We start from the raw sequence: 21,352 nt of genomic DNA, 5'->3' as shown, positions 1-21,352 counted from the left end.
TTAACAAATTTAAAATTCTTTTTTATCCTTTATCTGACAATCTTAAAATATCTCCAAAAACGCCTCTCGCTGTAACCGCAGAACCTGCACCGGCACCCTGAATTACAATTGGACGATCTCCGTAAGATTCTGTATATATTTCGAAGAAAGAATCAGATCCTTTTAATCCGCCCAAAGCAGTATCAGATGGTACCGAAACTAATTTTACTTCCAGAATTCCTTTATCATTTTGTAAATCTCCAGACAATTCGCCAATGTATCTTAGTACGTGATTGGGTTTTTGATCGGCTTTTATTTTCTCGTAAATTGGGTCGAATTCTTTTAGCTTGGTTAAGAAATCAGACACATTTCCTTCACGCAAATGTTCCGGAATTAAATTCTGAATCGAGATTTCTTCAAATTCATTCTGTAAATCTAATTCCCTTGCCAAAATCAATAATTTTCTTCCCACATCATTACCGCATAAATCTTCACGCGGGTCTGGTTCTGTATATCCGTTATCAATTGCTTCTTTTAGAATTTCACTAAAAGGAGCGTCTTTCGCAGAAAAATTATTGAATAAATAACTCAATGTTCCAGAGAAAACCCCTTTTATTTTTGTGATATTTTCACCTGAAAGATGCAATAATTTTATAGTATCAATTAATGGCAATCCGGCACCAACATTGGTTTCATACAAATAGTTCTTTTGGTTATCTGTTAAAGATTTTCTTAGTTCTTTGTAAAAACCATAACTCAGTGTATTGGCTACTTTATTAGATGAAATCAGGTCGAAACTGCTCTCTATCAAAGAAATATAATTTTCTACGAAAGTCGCGCTTGCCGTATTATCAATCGCAATTAAGTTTTCTAAATGATGTTGGTTCGCGTAAGCAATTACATCATTGATGGTATAATCAAGACCGTCTTTTGCAATGTCATTCTTCCAGTTTGAAGTTACTCCATTTTTGTTTAAAAGTAATTTCTTCGAATTGGCAATTGCAAAAACATTCAACTTGATATCTTTACGTTTTTCGATGGCTGCAGCCGATTCTAATATTTGATTGATTAAAGTTCCGCCAACTAATCCGTGACCAAAAATAGCAATGTTGATTTTCTTTGAAACTCCAAAAATCTCTCCGTGAATTACGTTCAACGCTTTATTAAGTTCTGATTTTTTAACCACCAAACTCACGTTTTTACCCGTAACGGTGTTGTTAAACAAAATTGGAACTATTTTATTTTTGATTAAAGCAGTGTAAGGCTTATGAAAAGTACTCAAATCCTGACCAATAATCGAAATAACCGAAACATTGTCGGTAACTGTAATTTGGTTTACATCTTTAGAATAAAAATCATTTTCGAATTCTTTTTCCAATTCGATCATCGCTGTTGTTGCTTTATCTGTAGCTACAACCAACCCAATTCCTCTTTCTGAAGATCCTTGAGAAATAATACTTACACTAATATTGTGATCGCCCATTACTTTAAAAATACGGGCATCAACCCCTGCTTTTCCTAATAATCCGCGTCCTTCAAGATTTACCAATGATAAATTCTCTAAAACCGAAAGTGTTTTGATTCCTTCTTTAGCCGAATCTGAAGTAATTAATGTGCCGCGATTTTCGTGATTGAATGTATTTAAAATACGAAGTGGAATATTTTTTTCTAATAAAGGGATTATCGTTTTGGCATGCAGGATTGTTGCGCCAAAGTTCGCTAATTCGTTCGCTTCATTAAACGAAAGAAATTCAATTTTTTTAGCATCAGCCACCAAATCAGGATTTGCTGTATAAATTCCGTCAACGTGCGTGAAGTTTTGTAACTCTTCGGCATTTAAGTAATTAGCGATTAACGATGCGGTATAATTGCTTCCGTTTCTTCCTAAAGTTGTGGTGTCATTATTATTGTTTGAACCAATGAAACCAGTTACAATATTTACCGTTGAACCATTGTGTTCTTTAAAATAATTGACAACGTTTTTCTTAGAAAGCTGTTCTAATGGCTGTGCATCACCAAATTTAGAGTCGGTTTTCAGCAATTCACGTGAATCGACAAAATTTGCCGGAATTCCTTTCTCTTTTAAAATTGCCGTCAATAATTTAGCCGAAAGCAATTCTCCTTTCGATAAAATCTGATCTTTTATTTTATTGCTGTAATCGCCAATTAAGCTTACACCTTCAAAAAGTTTTTCTAAAATAGTAAACTCTTCAGACAAGTCTACCTGAGGATAATCTGAAACCTGGTACGTTTTAAAATTCTCAAATAATGGTTTGTAATTGCCGTTTTTGGAAGCAAGTTTTAAAATATATTCTAATTCATCTGTAGCATTTCCGCGGGCAGAAACTACGACTGCAATTTGTTCTCCTTGATTTACTTTATCAGAAATGATTGAAACTACCTTGTTAAGTCCTTCTCCGTTTGATAACGATTTGCCTCCAAATTTTAATATTTTCATTTTATTTTTCTATTGTTTCTGCCTTAAAAATATCGGCAAGTAAATGATCTAATTGTTTGTACTCGATTAAAAAAGCGTCATGTCCGTGAACCGAATCTATTTCGCTGTAAAAAACATTGTCTTTGAACTTCTTTAATTCCTGAAAAGTTTCACGATTTTCTTTTGGTGTAAAAAACAAATCAGAGTTGATTCCGATAATATGAATCGCTGCATTTGTTCTCGACATTAAAGTTTTGAAATCATCACTATTTCTGGTAATATCTATGGTTTTGAGCAATTGGTTCATCAGTTTATAAGATGACAATTGGTATCTCTTTTGTAATTTTTCACCGTGATGCGCCAACCAGCTTTCGATATTAAAAATTAGCTGCTCGTTGTTGATCGTACGTTGAAATTTTTCCTTGAATGATTCAGGAGAGCGGTAACACAGCATGGCATGTATTCTGGCATCTTCGATAGGTCTTGCTGAATTGTTTAGGATTTGCTCTTGCAAATAACAATTGGCAATCATCCAGTCGGTCGATTTCCAGTCGGTTGCAATTGGGATTAAGTTCTGCGTAATATTAGGTTCTAATGCCAGGATTTCCCAGGCAATTCCTCCGCCAACAGAACCTCCAATAATGGTGTGCAATTGGGCGATATTTAATGTCTCCAGACCTTTTATAAAAATTCTGGCAATATCTCTTGTGGTGAAATCCTGATAATTTTCTATTATAAACGTATCGTTTCCGTTTCCGGGAACGTCGAATGCCAATACGGTATATTTGTGGGTATCTATTGTTTTTTCTTCGCCAATTAAATCATTCCACCAACCATTTTCGCCAGTAACCTGAGCATTTCCGGTCAAAGCGTGATTGACCAAAACTATAGGCGCGCTATGCAATGGTAAACCAAAAAGTGTAAAACTCAATGGTAATAATGGATATGCTGCACCACTCTCGGTGATGAAATTTTGAATTATAATGGGACTTGGTATATTTTCCAATTTCAAATCTTTTTATTATTGATTTGTATGTGGAAATATTAGAAAGAAAGTACTAGAGTGAAACTAGAAAATTCTTGTTGTTATCTTTCCACGTTTGGGCGTGGTAGAATGCAGCACCTTCTTCGATTTAACGAAGGGTTGCTAAGGATTCATCGGGTCTAATCCCTCGTCCTTTCTTTATAACATTTCAATACGTTTTTGAACTTAAAGGTGCAAATTAACTACTTATTTCTTAAACTAACAAATTTTATCGAAACTGATTGCTTAATTTCTTAAACATAATTCAAACAAAAACTATTGTACGCAAAAAATTACCGAACAATTAGCCCAGTAAAATTAAGCAGGTATTCCCCTATTTTATGATACTTTTTGATTTAGATAAAAAGTGTTTCATTCTCTTTTGAATACATCAAAAATAATAATGAATTTGGTTCTTTTTTCTCCGCTACTTTATCTGCCTCCGTGATTCCAAATCTTGGGTGTACCAATTCATTTGTTGGTGGTGGCGGATTATTTCTTTTAGCTCTTAAGTTTTTCAATGTAGAAAACGTTTTTGTTATGTAGTTTAATTTGCTCATGATATTTAAGTTTATGTTAGTTTGCGTTTTATAATCTTTATTGTTTATTTAATTTTTTGTTATGGCAACCAAATGGAATAAAAAAAACCCTTTTGGATCACAATACCAAAAGGGTTTAAGTTTTATACAACTTATATATACTTTTAGTATCAACAGACGCGTACACAAATACGTGCGACGTTAAACATCTTGTTCATCTGTAGGGATTTATTCATCTTGGATTTACTTGCTATTTTAAAAAATTCTTGCATTTGTTTTATTTTAATAAGCTTCCCGGAAACTGCCAAATATTTTAACTTTTATCTTTTTTTAAATCAATTAAGAAAGAAAGTTGTTTCAACTTTTGTCCCGATCGACATAACTATATTCAGAATACTAAGTTTATTTTACTGGTAATTTTGAGGTATTACAAATGTGCGAATATTTTTTCAATTATGCAAGTGAGGATCAGCAAATTAATCGTAAAAAACGTCAAAAAACATCTTTTTAACGTTAAAAAACATCCTACAAATTAAAGATCTTAAAAAAAGAACGTTAAAACTTACAAAAAAATACATCGCGAACTTTCCTGTTTCATTATATCAAAGACCAACTAACTGCTATTCGAAACCACTTACAGCCAAACTGCTTCTTTATTTTTAATTTTTTCGGCCACTTTTAAAATGTCAGTTATTATACCTCTTGATATGGCCTGCTTACATGCCGAAGCGCTTTGAATTGCTATTGGAACATCTGCATAGGATTGTGTATAAATTTCAAAAATAGTATCTGAGCCTTTTAGCTGTCCTATGGCAGACCAGACTGGTTCTGAAACTATTTTTACTTCTAATGTATTTTTCTCTAAATCAAATTCTCCTACGTATCTTAGCACATGATTGTCTGCCTGGGCAATTTTTGCAATTTTAAATGATTTGTCGATCGCTTCTGTATTAAGAATGCCGTTTTTCTCCAGATGTTCTTCTGTAATGAGAGAATTAATTTTTATATCAGAGAAATCAAAATCTTTTCCAATTTCCCTTGTCAAAATCAATAACTTCCTTGCTGTATCATTTCCTGACAAATCTTCCTTAAAGGTTGACCGCATTAAACCCAATAAACTTGCATCTTTGAGCAGAGATGAAAAAGAACTATCTTCTGTCGCAAACCTATTAAAAACATAACTCAGATTATCTGAGAAAACACCTCGTATCTTAGTAATTTTCTCGCCTGAAGAATACAAATCTCTTAAGGTTTGCAATACCGGAAAACCTGTGTCTACTGATGTTTCGTACAAAAATTCTTTGTCGTATTTTTTAAGATTCTCCCTGATGCCTTTATACAAATCAATTGGCAATGTATTGGCTTTTTTATTTACCGCTACAATGTTAAAACCATTCTCAATCAAAGTGTTATAATGATGAATGAGCTCGTCGCTCGCTGTTGCATCAACGGCTATTAAGTTCTCAAATTCGTTTTCTTTGGCAAATTCAATAATATCCTGCACTTTAAACGGAACAGCCAATTCTAAGAAATTGGTTTCCCAGGCATATCCAACGCCTTCTTTCTCGAAAAACGCTACTGTTGAATTGGTTATAATTGGAAAATGAAAATCAATATTTTTACTTTCGAGAAAAAACTCCTGACTTTCGATAATTTGATTGATCAAAGTACTTCCTATATTTCCAATTCCAAAAAGGATGATATTTATTTTAAGCTTTGACATAATTTTATTTTTTTGGGGGTTAATTAACCCATATGAGATAGACGTACTGCTGTGCGCCCCTACATATATGGTGAAATCTTTATGTTGAATTTCTTCTATAAAAAATCACCTCTAGCAGAACTCACGCTGCTAAAGGCAATTTTTCAAACAAAAAACAAAAAAACCTAATTTTTATTAATACTGTATTGCGATTGGGTAATGCTGGTGAAAGCAGCTTGCAAATCAGCTATTAAATCCTCGATATCTTCAATTCCGACAGAAAGTCGAACTAAATCTTTTGAAACTCCTGTTTCCAGTTGGTCTGCATCAGACAATTGTTGGTGCGTTGTACTTGCCGGATGAATAATTAATGATTTTGTATCACCAATATTGGCCAAAAGCGAGAACAACTTAGTTTGATCTACCACTTTTTTAGCGGCATCAAAACCACCCTTTAGTCCAAAAGTGATCACGCCACTTTGTCCTTTTGGCAAATATTGTTGTGCTAAATCATAATATTTATTGTTTTTAAGACCTGGATAATTTACCCAAACTACCTCATCTTGTTTTTCTAACCAAGAGGCCAGAGCCAAAGCGTTTTCGCTATGTTTCTGAATTCGGATTGGTAAAGTTTCTAATCCCTGAATAATCTGAAAAGCATTAAATGGACTCAAAGCTGCTCCAAAATCACGTAAACCTTCGATTCTTGCTTTTGCTATAAAAGCTGCATTTCCTAAAGCTTCATGATACACCAAACCGTGATATCCTGCAGAAGGCTCTGTAAACTCAGGGAATTTTCCGTTCGACCAGTCAAATTTTCCTGCATCTATAATAACGCCTCCTAATGAAGTTCCGTTTCCTGAAATATATTTGGTTAAAGAGTGAATTACGATATCTGCTCCGTACTGAATTGGATTCAATAAATAAGGTGTAGCAACCGTATTGTCTACAATAAAAGGAACTTTGAAGTTTTTGGCTTCCGCCGAAATTCCTTTTAAGTCTAATACATCTAATTTTGGATTCCCTAAAGATTCTACAAAAAAGGCTCTTGTGTTTTCTTTAGCTGCTTTTGTAAAATTTTCAGGTTGAGAAGGATCTACAAAAGTCGTTGTAATTCCTAAACGAGGCAAAGTTACATTTAGCAAATTATAAGTTCCTCCGTATAAACTATTGGAAGCCACTATATGATCGCCCGCTTTTAAAAGAGTCAACAAAGTTGTAGAAATTGCCGATGCTCCGGATGCTGTCACTACAGCTCCAATCCCGCCTTCGAGTGCAGCCAGTCGTTGCTCTAAAATATCGTTTGTCGGGTTATTTAATCTCGTGTAAATAAATCCGGCTTCGGCAAGACCAAATAAATTGGCAGCGTGATCTGAATCGTTAAATACATAAGATGATGTCTGGTAAATAGGCACTGCTCTTGTTCCTGCATTTTTAGTAACATCGTGTCCTGCGTGTAGTGCGTTTGTTGCAAATTTTTGTGTGCTCATGATCTTAGTTTTTTAGGTATTGTGAATACTATTATATATTGTTATTTGAAATTGATTTTTGATTGTAATCGTTATTTGAAATCGCAATTAAAATTGATTTTTGAAATTGATATTGTTATTGATATTGATATTGTTACTTATTGAATAAAAAAGTCTTCTCCTTCTTCTTCAAGGTTATACATTAAGAGCAGTAATGATTTTTGACTTCTTATTAACTCCTGCTCCGCATTTAGTCTTGTAACTTCTCTTGTTATGTCTTCGGATTTATTATTGTTTTTTTGAGAATCGTTTCTCAATAAATATTCTATTGCGATTGAGTTTAATGTTTTCATAATATAAAATTTAAAAATATTGAAATAAAAAAAAGCCCTTTCGGATGGCTACCAAAAGGGCTTATAGTTCTAACTATAACAAAGATTTTATCTTTTACTTTTGGCAACAACGAATTGGGATGCACATTTGCATCATCTCACAACATATCATCATATTATTCGCTATTGTTTTCATTTTATATTATTTTAAATTAATGCTTTTTAAAACTCGACTAATTCGATAGAGTAAATATACAAACTATTATTATATCTACCAAATTAAAAATTGATAATTAATACATTTTTTTAGAATCCCTGAAAATACAGGTGTTTTACTTTATAGATTAGCCCACGGGTTTTACGGATTAAACGGGTTTACGCGGAATACTTTTATCTTTCAATTTCTACTTAAAAAAACAGCCACAGATTGAATGATTAAAACGATTAAAAAAATCTGTAAAAATCTGTGGCATGTTTTAATTGAAGCCAATAATAAAAAAAGTTAAGCCATAGTTTAAATGATTAAAAAAAATCCGCGTAAACCCGTTTAATCCGTAAAACCCGTGGCCAATCTTATATTTTTAGAACTTAAAACTTAATCTGGCAAAACCAAATCTTCCGTTCAATCCAAATTGTGATACTGCTCTTGAATAAGCAAACTGATTTGCATTTGTTAAATCTGTGCTTGGCGCAGGAGACAATGTTGGCGTTGTATTGGTAAATGCCGGAGTTGACGGATTGTTTCTGTCCGGATAAACATCTCCTATATTATTAAGACCAATTGTAAATCTGAATTTCTCATTGATTTGATATCCTAAAGATAAATCGGTAACAATTTTTGCGCTGTATTCCGGATGCTCGTAAACTGATGATGATCCGTCTAAATTTACATCTGTCGCTCCCGGATCAGTCACTTTTCCGAAATAACTATTTCTTAAATAAATATCCAGCTTTTTGATGCTGAAAGTTGTCATTAAATTCGCTTTTAGTTTAGGAATCGCTTCTTCTAAATAAACTCTGCTCGATTCCGGGAAAAATGAATATACATAAGGATCTCCACCGGCATCAATAATAGATTGAGGAACATTTAATTTCCCTACTCTTTTGGTGGTATTGTAACTTAATGCAAAATCATTTCTGATGGTAAAATCCTGAATTACATCGTATTTTTGAGAAATCACTACATCTATACCTTTAGTTTCAGAATCGATTCCGTTGGTCCAGAACGAAGCTCTTTCAACTCCTTTTAAATCAAATGCTTGTTGAAACAATGTCAATGCATCTTTTTGTGTAGCAGATGTAGCTGCATTTATCTGAGCATCTGTTGGTCTTGAATATTGTCCAGTAAGCACCACTCTGTCATCGATTCTTGTAAAGTAGGCATCGGTTGCAATGGTAATATTGGCATCAGGAATTTTAAATGTAAATCCTGTACTAATACTTTTAGATTTTTCAGGTTTTAAACTTTCAACCCCAATGCTTTTAGCCGCCTGAGAATCGTTTGTAAAATAACCTACCTGATAAGGTGCTCCATTTATAAACTGAGTAGAACTTGATTCAAAATATTTTTGTTGTAATGATGGCGCTCTAAAGCCTGTTTGACCCGAAATTCTCCAGTTGATATTATCGTTTATTTTTAAAAGAGAAGCTAGTTTAAAAATAACGGTGCTTCCAAAATCTGAATAGTTTTCATAACGAACCGCTCCGTTCAAAAGCCAGTTTTTAGTCGCATTCAATTCTAAATCAAGATAAGCTGCACCACTTTTTCTGTCTTTTTCTTTAGCATCAGATGGTTGAAATCCTGAAAATCCCTGTGCACCTGCTCCACGCTTGTTACCAAAAAAGTCTGTCACTATTAAAGGTGAGTTACTTGGTAAAATTCCCGGCACTATGTTTCCGTTGGTATCATATAATCCATAAGACGCTTCTTCTCCTGCTTTAATCTGATAATTTTCATATCTGAATTCGCCACCAAAAGCAACATTCAGTCCTTCTAAAACATCAAGCTTTTTACTGAAATCTAAATTAGTTGTACTTTGTAAAAATGAAACTTTACCAGCATCAAAACTAGAAGGAGAATTTACTCCTAATGTTGCATTGATGGTATTGTTTACATCATATTGAAAAGAGTTTGACCCCAGGTTGGTACTTAAATCGGTATCAAAACCCAATATATTGGTAGTAACCCCAAGTGCCGCCGAAGCATCTAATATAGATGATTCTATTTCTGGTAAAAATCCGTTTTCATACACTTGCGTGAAAGTATTGGCACCGTTTGGTAATCTGTTGAAAGCATAAGATTGACCATTTCTATACGAAACTCCACCAAAAGAATACAAAGATGTAATATCAGATAATGGATATTTTGTATTATAATATAGTTGTCCAGAAGCGAGTTCTGACTGACCAACACTCATATTATAATCACTTCTTTCCTGACCTCTGTAAGCAATTTCATTATTAGTCACATCAAAATTCAAAGCCGTTTGCATTTGAGCCAATGTTGTTGCCGAAGAAATTGCAGTTTGCTGCGCCGGTGTAAAATAACTTACTTGTGGTGCATATTGCTGTAATGAGCTAATAATTTGCGCTGAATTTGAAGTATTATTAATATTGCTAAACAATGAATTGATAGCAACACCATTTTGAGCTGCTCTGTTTTCTACAGCATTGTAAGCATTAAAAATAGGACCGTTTCTAATTCCGGCTCTGCTTGTGGCCTGTCTTGTTACCGCAGTTCCGGTAACATTCAGAAAACTTCCTTCTTTACCTAAAGAGGTTCCGTAATTCAAATCTACTTGTACGGTTTGTCCGTCAGCTCCGCCTTTAAAATCATTAGATCCTGAAGATAAGTTGGTACCATATTGAATACCTCCCGAAATAAAATTAGCATTCTTTTTAAGTACAATATTAATAACTCCCGCAATAGCATCTGAGCCGTATTGTGCCGCTGCACCATCACGTAAAACTTCGATTCTTTCGATAGCAAATGACGGAATTGCATTTAAATCTGTTCCTACAGATCCTCTTCCCGGAGATCCGTTTATGTTTACCAATGCGCTTGAGTGCCTGCGTTTACCGTTTACCAATATCAAAACCTGATCAGGTCCTAAGCCTCTTAATTGCGCCGGATCGACGTGATCTGTAGCATCTGCGGTAGAAGTCGCATTACTGGTAAAAGAAGGCGCAACGTAATTTAAGATCTGAGTAACACTCGTTTGCGGAGAACCTTTTGTAATGTCTGAAATATTAAAAACATCTACAGGAACAGGAACATCAGTTTTTACCCGATTTTTACTTCTCGATCCCACTATTGTTACTTCAGATAATTCATTGTTTTTCAGACTATCCTGTTCTTTTTCATTTTCCTGAGCATAAACACCTGAAAACGTGAGAAGACCTAAAGCGATTAGTACATTTTTTTTCATTGCTTTTAAGATTAATTTAGTGGTTTTGGCTTAAAAATTATTTGCAGTTATTTTTTATCGGGACAAAAAAAAACCTCTGCGATCTGCAGAGGTTTCTATATATATTTTTGAAAAAAAATTACAATAGCGTCTCTGCGGAGAACTCCGGCATCTTACAAGACATCATATTGCAAACTGTAAATTTCATTTCTTTAATTTTCGTGAGGCAAATTTGCGAACTATTTTTTTATCGGCCAAACAAAAAGCGAAATATTTTCTATTACCCTATCAAATTAGTATATTAATGTTAAATTTATGCTATAAAAAATAAAAAAAGTTGAACTTTAATTTGCAAATCAAAATGGTTTTGTACTTTTGCACCCGAATACGGAGGAAAAATTTGAACTGATTGCAACCTCTTCATAATGAAATGGTTCGTTATGAATGCTGAAAGATAAATTTCGGCATTAAAAAATGCTAAAGCAGACTATCTCCTTTAGCCCTTTTTAAGCAATTTTTTTCCTCACTTAATTTTAATTTAATAAATTATTATGGCTTATTTATTTACGTCAGAATCTGTTAGTGAAGGGCATCCAGACAAAGTTGCAGATCAAATTTCGGATGCATTAATTGATAACTTTTTGGCATTTGATGCTGACTCAAAAGTAGCTTGCGAAACTCTTGTTACTACAGGTCAGGTAATTTTAGCTGGTGAAGTAAAATCGAATACTTATCTTGATGTGCAGCAAATTGCCCGTGATGTAATCCGTAAAATTGGATATACAAAAAGCGAGTATATGTTTGAAGCAAATTCTTGTGGAATTCTTTCAGCAATTCATGAGCAATCTGCAGATATTAATCAAGGGGTTGACAGAGCTAAGCCAGAAGAGCAAGGTGCAGGAGACCAGGGAATGATGTTTGGTTATGCAACTAACGAAACTGAAAACTACATGCCACTGGCACTTGATTTATCTCATAAATTATTACAGGAATTAGCAATTTTAAGACGTGAGAATAACGAAATCACTTATTTACGTCCTGACGCAAAATCTCAAGTAACTTTAGAATATAGTGATGATAACAAACCAACTCGTATTGATGCGATTGTAATTTCGACTCAGCACGATGATTTTGATGAAGAAGCTACTATGCTGGCTAAAATCAAAAAAGATATCATCGAAATTTTGATTCCAAGAATCATTGCAAAAAATCCAAGTCACGCGCATTTATTCAATGATAAAATCAACTACCATATTAACCCAACAGGAAAATTCGTTATTGGAGGACCTCACGGAGATACTGGTTTAACAGGAAGAAAAATCATTGTTGATACTTACGGTGGAAAAGGTGCTCACGGTGGTGGTGCATTCTCTGGAAAAGATCCAAGTAAAGTAGACAGAAGTGCTGCTTATGCAACTCGTCATATCGCTAAAAACTTAGTAGCTGCCGGCGTTGCTGACGAAATCTTAGTACAGGTTTCTTACGCAATTGGAGTTGCTGAACCAATGGGTATTTTTATTGATACTTACGGAACTTCTAAAGTAAACTTAACTAACGGTGAGATCGCTAAAAAAGTAGAAGCTATCTTTGATATGCGTCCTTACTTTATCGAGCAACGTTTGAAATTAAGAAACCCAATTTATAGCGAAACTGCTGCTTACGGACATATGGGACGTAAACCAGAAGTGGTAACTAAAACTTTTTCTGCTCCGGGAGGAAATGTAAAAACAGTTACTGTTGAGCTATTTACCTGGGAGAAACTTGATTTCGTAGACAAAGTAAAAGCAGAATTTGGATTATAATTCGATCTGAATCATACATAACAAAAAGGCTTTCTAAAATTTTAGAAAGCCTTTTTATTTTTAATAATTATCTGTCTATTAATTCGACGCTGATTTTACGGATTTTTCTTTTAAACCTATAAATTTATCGCTCTAATTGTACATTTGGTAATGTTTTAGGACGAGAAGCATCATTTGACAAAATCCATCCTGTGCGGTACATCCACTCAGTCATTTTATGCAATTTTACAAAATCAATATTTTCAGATTCGTCCATTGGAGTATGGTATTGACTGTGTAAAACACTGGTATAGAAAACTGATGGAATTCCTCTTTTTGCATAAGGCAAATGATCTGAACGGAAATAAAAATATTCCGGATGTTCTGGTCTGTCCCAAAGTTTATCCAGATCGAATTTAGGACCTTCATCATTTGCTTTTTTCGCAATTGCCACTAAATCTGATGAGTTTTCATGAGGAGAGCTGGATCCTAAAAGAGCAGCCTGATTTACATTATTTCTACCAATCATATCTCCGTTTAAAACTGCGATGATATCCTTTTCCGGAACTGTGGGGTGCGATGCGTACCATCTTGATCCTAACAAACCGCGTTCTTCTGCACCGTGAAATACAAATAGAGAAGTTCTTTTTCCGGGTTGTTTTTTATACGCTCTTGCAATAGCCAGCATTGCCACACAAGTACTCGCATTATCATCAGCACCATTATAAATAGAATCCTGACCGTATTTTTGTCTTACACCATCATGATCCTGATGTCCGCTAAAAAGAACATATTCCTTATTTAATTTAGGATCTGTTCCTTCTACTGTTCCTACTACATTTACTGATGGATATTTATAAGTTTCAGAAATTACTTCTGTAGACAAAAGATCTTTCGTTGTTTTTAAATAGGCTAACTGATCATTATGCACCCAAAAAACCGGCATAGTTGATCCAATTTTATCTCGAACTCCTTCAATTCCGTAAATACCTCTTGTCATTTGTGGTTCTACCTGAGACCAGCTTTCTTCTGCCAAGGCATCTGCTACAAAAATAAGTGCTGACGCTCCTTTTTTTGATACAAGTTCATAGTATTTATTTCGAACAAGACCCGGATAACGTCTGTCAAAAAGAGAAATATCATCTGCAATTCCTTCTTTCGAAGCCAATAAAACAACCGCTTTTCCTTTTACATCGGCTTTCTCAATCTCTTCTTTTGTTGCTGCTCCCAAATATACTAATGGTGCATCTACTTTTATATTGGTAGTTTCTGCAACAAGAACATCTTTCCACAATTTATATTCTTTTTGTCCAATTTTAAATTTTGTATTAGGAGTTACCTGATGCCTGTACATATCAAAAAACTGAAAATAAGTTCCGTCATCACCTGCCGGTGCCATTCCCGCCTCTTTCGCCTTATTGGCCAGCCACATCGATACCTTTAATTCATCTAGGGTTCCTGCTTCACGACCATTAAAATGATCACCAGCCATCTGGTACATATCGGTTTTAAGGTCTTTATCTGTAATTGCTGAAACTAGTGGTTTTTTTATTGCCTGCGCAAAAACTACTCCTCCGTAAGCAATCAAAACGAGCATCATTTTATTTTTCATACGTTTTAATTTAGTATCCCAAACTTAGTAATTTATAGAGTAAAAAATGCTTATTTGGATTTGAAATACTACTGAAATGCCAAATCAATAAAATCGCATGAACATTTTTTTTGCATTATTATTTTTATTTGGTTATCCCTTACAATTTAGCTTACTTTATACAAAATAACTGATTAAAAAATGAGCAGACTTCCTTCTTTAAAAAATGTTCTAAACTCCACACTAAAAACAGTTCTCAGATTTCCGTTAGAAACTATAACTGTAATTTTAGGAACTATTATAGCTATCGTTCTTAATGAGAAAGAATACAATGATCCTAACAAAGAACTTTATCAAAAAGCATTAATGAGCTGTTCTTTGTGTTTGGTTTTATTTCTTTCTGTTAGTTTATTCTTTCTGGCCTCAAAAAAGAACCTGATTTGGCGTTTGATAACCAGTTTCGTTCTTGGCGGCTGTATTATTCTTTTTGTTTTTAATTTTCATCAATATATTACTGAGACAGAAATACAACAATTTCTTGTGCTTAACATTGCTTTGCATTTACTGGTTTCGTTTGCAGGATTTTTGCCGAAAACTTATAATCAGGATGAATTTTGGGAATTCAACAAACAGCTTTTCCTTCGAATTCTAACTTCTGCATTGTACAGCATTGTAATTTATTCTGGTCTGGCATTGGCTATCTTAGCCATTGACAAACTATTTAAAGTCGAATTCTATGATCATATTTACTTTCATGTCTTTTTTGTAATTGCTGGAATTTTTAATACACTATTCTTCTTGAACGGAGTTCCTGAAACCAATAACAATCAGAATCCTTTGATTTTAAATTATCCAAAAGGGCTTAAAAACTTCACGCAATTTGTGTTATTACCTTTAATAAGCCTTTACCTGGTCATTTTAATTTGTTATGAAACCAAAATAGTATTGACGCTTTCCTTGCCTGTGGGCTGGGTTTCCTATCTCGTTTTGGTATTCGCCATTTTCGGAATTCTATCTTTTTTACTGGTTCATCCCATTGCGACAGAAACCGGGAATCTTTGGATGAGAACATTCAGTCGTTGGTTTTATTTTCTATTGATTCCGTTATTGGGATTGCTTTTTTGGGCGATTTTATACCGAATCAATCTTTACGGATTTACACACGAACGCTATTATGTTTTACTCTTATCAATATGGCTTTCTATTGTTGTGGCGTATTTTTTAATTCAAAAAAACCCTAAAATAAAATTCATTCCAATAAGTATGTGTCTGGCAGGATTGTTTTCTATTATTGGTCCTCAAAGTGCTAATGCGATATCTAAACACAGTCAGTTATCCCGATTTGAAACTTTTATGAAAAACGCAGATCATAAGAAGATGACTTTCGAACAGGAACAAGATTTAAGCAGTATTGTTTCTTTTCTGGAGGATAATTATGGTATAGAAATTATGGTTCCCTATGCAAAGACAAAACTTGAAAGTCTTCTTAGAAAAAATAAAACTCCTAGTCGTTACGAAATAATGGAAGCTCTCGGTTATGAATATAGATCTCCATATGATAAGAAAGAAAAAAACAAAACTGATTTCTACTTCTACTATTATGAGAATAACCAAAATGCTGTAGAGAATATTCATGGATACGATCTCTCATTTAATCTTTCTTCTTATGATAACAATTTTGAATGCAAAGATTGTGTAACGATTGACAATAAGAACTATTCCATAAAATCTACAGTTAAAGATTATGGTTTAAAACTAGAGATTAATCAGGATACTATTCCGTTAGAAATTAGCGCCTTTGTGAATAAAAACCCTGCTTTTGACCAAAACAATTATAATTTAAATAAAAAGGTAACACAGGAAATAGAAACTCCAAAGTACAAAGTTTTAATTACCTATCTTAATGCGAATGGTAAAATCAAAAACAATAAAAAAGTATTAGACAGCTATAACATAAAAGTACTGGTGAAAATTAAAAACTAAAAAGAAAGCCTTTGAATTATTTTTCAAAGGCTTTTTTATTTATGCTTTTTTAAATCATTTAGTACGTTCCGTTTTGCATTTTACTTAATGTTTCGCGAATATCTGTCGCAGTTTCTTCCTCTACATAATCGGTTAAATATTTTACGGCCAGAGTTTGTGTTGTAATCGCTTTCTCTTTTTGTCCGTCTTTATAATACAACTGTGCCAGAGTATCTAAATAATATGGATTGTTTTTACTGATCATCAAACTATATTCTGACCACGTAATTGCTGATTTTATAAAACCAGTATTGCCAGGTTTTGAAACTACGGTCCACGCAGCTTCATTGCATAAATTCGAATGGTATTCCTTAAAAGCATTCCATCCGTTGTATGAATACTCAGAATTAGGATCGATCGAAGTAAACATTGTATCTAGTTTTTCGATAACGCTTCCTTTATCTGTCGCAAGATTAGCATTAAAATAAGTACTAAACTCTTTTAAATAATTTGTATTTGAGCCGTCTCTATCTTGGATCTCAGCCAAATATGCAAAGTAATTTTGATAAGATTCAAAATTACCTTTTCCAGCAGCAATTAGTTTTTTATAAACTGCAATCGTTTTACTGTCATCTTTTACTCTCGAAGCATTATTTTCAACAACATAATTATTTTGCTGTAAAGCTGTTGCAATCTCTGTATTTAAATTTCCTATTACATGTGTCTCACCTTCTTTAGCAGTAAAAGCTGCACGTTCTGCATCAATTGCATCATAGTGTTTTATCAAATAATCTATAGCAAGAAAATCAGTATCATTTAAAACTTTATCATCTTTAAAAAACTGTTTCGAAAATCCCTGATTTTTAATTTCTTTCAAAATGGTTTCGACCAAATACATATTCGGTTTTGTATCTTTTTGATGGGCTTCAATCAGTTTTTTCCAAACCTGAGCTACTTCTTTTTTATCTAAGGCTGCATTTGCAAACTTAAATTCTCCGGCATTATCATCAGTTGTTACTGTATAATCTGTATCATAATCATATGGTATTTCCAAAACTGCAACTTTATTAAAAGCCTGGATCAAATCAGCATCTGTTGCTTTTTTGTTTTTTAATGTTTTACTAAAAGTCAACAATCCATCCGTTCTTTGCAATTTTTTATAGAGAGCATCATAATAATTGAACTGATACTGTTTGTCCTTAAAATTAGATTTTGCAGTAGCTAAAACCTCTCCGTTATTATTCAGGATAATCACACTTGGATCAGCTGTAACTTTATTCGTTTTAAGCCACTTTTTATCATCGGCTGTAGCCAAATAATAATTGTACAAATCATATTCAGGGTTGTATGCATCATACATGGTATAAGCAATCTGCGTTTCCTGGTCTTTAATAAAAGCATCAAAATCAGTTTTTGCCGAAGCATTTTTACTGTCAACGCCAACTACTAAAAATTTAGTTTTACTTTGTTTAATGGATGAAATCGCATTTTTAAGATTATTTTCGATTTTTAATTTAAAATCAAATGTTGGAGGATATGAATCTACTCCTACAACAGTAGAATCGACTGCGGTACCAAAATCATCACTTACTAAAGGTTCTTTTCCTGCATACGTCCAATTTGCAACTGTCTTATTTTCTAGTGGAATCACCGAAACTTTTTCAGGCTGCGCATCTTTCGCATTACGAAATACTAAAGGATCTTTTCCTGATTGTTCAGAAATCATCAGCTCAGTTGTTTTCTGATTGAAAAAACCTTTAATATTTAAATTCCCTACAACATCCGATTGATATTTAATCGTAATTTCTGAAACATCTTTTGGCAAAGCAAATTTAGAAACCATGCTATTTCCACCATATTCTTCATAAACCAAATACAAATAATCTGCTTTATCAATCTCAAAATCTACATCAGTTTTATCCTCTTGAGGATTTACTCTGGTTTTAATATCTGATAGTCTTTGATATTCCACCTCACCTGAGCCTTTTTGTGTACCAACGTAGAAAGAGTAATAGTAAACAGCATCAACAAACTTTATTTTTGCTTTTTTTGCTTTTTTATCATTTTTAAAAGCAAGATCAAAACCACTTTCTGCTTTTGCAGTTGGAGTAAACAATAATGAATCGCCTTTGATTTCATAATTACCCGAATAAAAAACCAATTCGTATTTATTATCTTCTAATAAATTCAGTTTGATTTTTTGACCTTTATTGGTCGATAAATAAGATCCTTTTTCAATATTTTTTGTTTGAGAAAAAGAAACAGATATTAAACAAAAGAAAGCTAATAAACTCCATATAAAATTACGCATGCTTAAAATTTTAGTTGTTACTATTTCAAACAAAGATATTTCTTTCTTATTTAAAAAAAACATCAAAAAGACAAGGAATTGTAATTAAAATACTATAAATTGTATTTCATCGAAAACATAATATAACGAGGCTGTACAGTATATTGTGAAACTCTTGTAGAAAACTGCCAGAAGCTGTCATCATTAAGATATTTAGTGTTTAGTAAGTTGGTAGCCGATAATTTGTACTCCCATTTACTATTCTTTTTTTGATAAATTAAACTTGCACTTAAAAAATCATATTCGTTATCGACTGTTTTATTGCCATTGTAATAATGGTAAAACTCATATTCTGAAACAAACGAAAAACTATTCAGGAAATAATAATCTAATCTTGCAAAAGGTTTATCGGTATAATACGTTGAGCCGCTATATTTGTTAATCAAAGCATTATAACCAAACTCGATATTAGGCATGTTTTTATAATTTGTTGAAGCTTTTATGGTGTAGCTCTGCACAAAACTTTCTGTAGTGGCCAATTCATTATTCTGGATATTATTGAATTTTGACCAATTGAAACTTGCATTTACAGATGCTTTATAATTCTTTAAAAACGAACGCCCGTAATTTCCCATTCCGCTAAAAGTTTCATCTGCCAAATTAGAATTATACGGTGAAGATGACTGGTTAATTCCCGTAAAATCTGCACTGGTTTTAATGGCATCTACTTTTTTAGTATAGGTTGCATTGGCAAAAATATTCTCAAAATTAAACATATTGTACTTGAAATAACGAAGCGTATGAACTTGCGAAGTAGCATTCTCCAACAAACGATTTCCGCGGAACAAGCTACTGTAATCAGACAAAACAAAACCCGCAGCCAACTGATTAATATCTGTAAAATCATTGGTTAAAGAGAAATTATACGTTAGTGCTTCTGCTTTTTTAATTTGATATAAAGCAAAAAAATCAGGCAGTACTTTTATGAAATTCTGAGAATAATCTGTTCCTAGCTGTGTGTTTTTCATGTTATAGGAATGTACGCTAACTCCCGGAGTTAAAGTAAATTTCCCTGCCAGAATTTTATAATGAAACCCAAGAAATACATCATTAAAATTATAGTTGACCTTATTGTTGTTGTCGGGATCGTTTAAATCATTTCGATCTCCGTTATCCAACATTTGAAAAATATGGGAATTAAAATCCTGATATGAGAATGTATTTCCAAGTGTAATATTGATGTTGCTTTTTGGTGTTACCATATAATAGTAGTCCAATTTTGCATCAAGTTTATTCGTTTTTACAAATCGATTCTGATTGAGGTCATTTCTTTCCTGTCCCGAAGTATAACCTGCTAAGTCAAAAGGTTGTGTACGCAAATTGGCATTATAAAATGGATTTTCGTCCTGATACAAATGCTGCATTTCAAAAGCAAAAATATTTTTATCGCTTTGTGTATAGTACAAACTCAAATCTTGTTTTATAGATGTTGGATCCTGTTTTTTACCCGTAAGGATAGTCTCCAAAGTCGAAACATTATTCACCACAGATTCACGTAACAAATCGGTATCTTCATTTTGTTTGGATAATTTCGTTAAAATATCATAATCAAACTGAAATTTATCATTGGGCTTATACGTGGAACTCAGTTTAAAAAGTCCCAGATTATTTTTTTGATGTGTTTCTTCTTCTCTTTTTTGCTCATCTCCGGATTCTAAAATCGTCGTTTGTGATTTCGTTTCCAAATCTGTTTTTGAAGTCGATAAGATTCCGAAACCGCTAATATTCCATTTTTTGGTAACAGAATAAGCAAAGTTTGTGGCTCCAAATTTCGTCTCAATTTCTTTAGCGCGATTGTTTCTTAAAATCGAAATTCCTAAATCGTTTGATGAAATATTAAAATTACTTCCGCCCTTTTGCATCATATTTTTAAATCCTCCTGTGAACTTAAAATAATCCTGAGCTGTAAGCGGTAGTTCGCCAATATTATTAAAATTGGTAATTACGTTGATGCTGTATTTTGGACTGTAATAAAATAATTTTGGATTAATAATATAACGGCTATCGAGTTCTCCAACTCCTGTTCCGGCTGTTACATCTCCAAACCAAAAGTTCTTTTTACCTTCTTTTAGTTTAATATTCATCGCTACATTATCCTGATCGTTTCCTAAACCTTTTAGAGCGCCTACTTCATTATAATTTCTTAATACCTGAATTTTATCAATCGCATCGGCAGGAATATTTTTAACGCCAAGTTTGGTGTCTCCGTCAAAAAAATCCTTTCCCTCAACCATTAACTTACTTACTTTTTTACCTTCCACTTCAATTTCTCCATCGGCATTTACCTCAACTCCTGGCAATTTTTTCAGTACATCTTCCAGCTTTTTTTCGGTTCCGGATTTAAACGAATCAGCATTGTACACAATAGTATCTCCTTTTATAGAAACCGGCATTTCACGCACAATCTCAACACCCTGAAGTTCGATTCCGGCATCATCCATGACAATGTTCTGAACGATGTTTGCGCTTTGCGTAGAAACGGCAATTTCTTTCGATTTCATTCCCAGATAACTTACTTTAATTGAGTAAGAAGTATTAGGCTTCAATGTAAGCTGAAATTTTCCTTTATCGTTGGTAATTCCATAAGAATCCATTGCTTTGCTAGCAGTATTTACGGCCATTATATTGGCCATCTCTAACGGATTTTTTTGCTCATCCTGAATAAATCCGTCAAAACGAACACTTTGAGAAAAGCATATAGAAGTAAATAAAAAGGCGAATATAAAAAGTGTTTTGTTCATTGATAGAATGAATAAATTAGAATAAATAAAACTTTGAA

12 protein-coding genes and 1 riboswitch are annotated in these 21,352 nt (G+C 33.3%); of the genes, 2 read left to right on the top strand and 10 right to left on the bottom strand.

The features are described 5' to 3' along the window. Nucleotides 1-22 precede the first annotated feature (22 nt). From thrA to B0M43_RS07565, 7 genes are all read right to left on the bottom strand, one after another. A complete protein-coding gene (gene thrA / locus B0M43_RS07595; protein WP_078006287.1) occupies nt 23-2,437 on the bottom strand; it encodes a bifunctional aspartate kinase/homoserine dehydrogenase I in 2,415 nt (804 codons plus the stop codon). Between the two features lies 1 nt (nt 2,438). Beyond that, nucleotides 2,439-3,422 carry an alpha/beta fold hydrolase gene (locus B0M43_RS07590; RefSeq protein ID WP_246860206.1) on the bottom strand — a complete coding sequence of 328 codons (984 nt, stop codon included), beginning with the start codon at nt 3,420-3,422 and terminating at the stop codon, nt 2,439-2,441. 77 nt (nt 3,423-3,499) lie between these two features. Next, a riboswitch (SAM riboswitch) is annotated at nt 3,500-3,608 on the bottom strand. 188 nt (nt 3,609-3,796) lie between these two features. Continuing rightward, the gene (locus B0M43_RS07585) at nt 3,797-4,000 is read right to left on the bottom strand and encodes a hypothetical protein (protein ID WP_078006289.1); all 204 of its coding nucleotides are present in this window, start codon (nt 3,998-4,000) and stop codon (nt 3,797-3,799) included. Nucleotides 4,001-4,613: 613 nt separating this feature from the next. Further along, nucleotides 4,614-5,702: an aspartate kinase gene (locus tag B0M43_RS07580; RefSeq protein WP_078006290.1), complete on the bottom strand. Its 1,089-nt coding sequence runs from the start codon at nt 5,700-5,702 to the stop codon at nt 4,614-4,616. 164 nt (nt 5,703-5,866) lie between these two features. After that, nucleotides 5,867-7,171, bottom strand: coding sequence for an O-acetylhomoserine aminocarboxypropyltransferase/cysteine synthase family protein (locus B0M43_RS07575; protein WP_078006291.1), 1,305 nt, complete (start codon nt 7,169-7,171; stop codon nt 5,867-5,869). 137 nt (nt 7,172-7,308) lie between these two features. Further along, nucleotides 7,309-7,503: a hypothetical protein gene (locus tag B0M43_RS07570; protein WP_078006292.1), complete on the bottom strand. Its 195-nt coding sequence runs from the start codon at nt 7,501-7,503 to the stop codon at nt 7,309-7,311. Nucleotides 7,504-8,063: 560 nt separating this feature from the next. Beyond that, nucleotides 8,064-10,910, bottom strand: coding sequence for a TonB-dependent siderophore receptor (locus B0M43_RS07565; RefSeq protein WP_078006293.1), 2,847 nt, complete (start codon nt 10,908-10,910; stop codon nt 8,064-8,066). 530 nt (nt 10,911-11,440) lie between these two features. Here B0M43_RS07565 and metK point away from each other — a divergent pair. Further along, a complete protein-coding gene (gene metK, locus B0M43_RS07560) occupies nt 11,441-12,691 on the top strand; it encodes a methionine adenosyltransferase (protein WP_078006294.1) in 1,251 nt (416 codons plus the stop codon). A gap of 124 nt (nt 12,692-12,815) precedes the next feature. On the opposite strand, the gene B0M43_RS07555 is transcribed toward metK, so the two are convergent. Beyond that, a complete protein-coding gene (locus tag B0M43_RS07555; RefSeq protein WP_078006295.1) occupies nt 12,816-14,282 on the bottom strand; it encodes a M28 family metallopeptidase in 1,467 nt (488 codons plus the stop codon). Nucleotides 14,283-14,462: 180 nt separating this feature from the next. Here B0M43_RS07555 and B0M43_RS07550 point away from each other — a divergent pair, with 180 nt between their 5' ends. Then, complete coding sequence (locus B0M43_RS07550) at nt 14,463-16,244, top strand: DUF4153 domain-containing protein (protein WP_078006296.1); 1,782 nt, start codon at nt 14,463-14,465, stop codon at nt 16,242-16,244. 58 nt (nt 16,245-16,302) lie between these two features. Here the strand turns inward: B0M43_RS07550 and B0M43_RS07545 are convergent, their stop codons facing one another. Beyond that, the gene (locus B0M43_RS07545; protein WP_078006959.1) at nt 16,303-18,534 is read right to left on the bottom strand and encodes a hypothetical protein; all 2,232 of its coding nucleotides are present in this window, start codon (nt 18,532-18,534) and stop codon (nt 16,303-16,305) included. A gap of 92 nt (nt 18,535-18,626) precedes the next feature. Then, nucleotides 18,627-21,314, bottom strand: coding sequence for a carboxypeptidase-like regulatory domain-containing protein (locus B0M43_RS07540; RefSeq protein WP_078006297.1), 2,688 nt, complete (start codon nt 21,312-21,314; stop codon nt 18,627-18,629). Nucleotides 21,315-21,352 lie beyond the last annotated feature (38 nt).

It is taken from the genome of Flavobacterium sp. KBS0721 (genome assembly GCF_002007065.3).
In the GTDB taxonomy this organism is placed as follows: domain Bacteria; phylum Bacteroidota; class Bacteroidia; order Flavobacteriales; family Flavobacteriaceae; genus Flavobacterium; species Flavobacterium piscis.
Note: the sequence above shows the minus strand (reverse complement) of the source record. Positions and strands in the feature narration are given on the sequence as shown.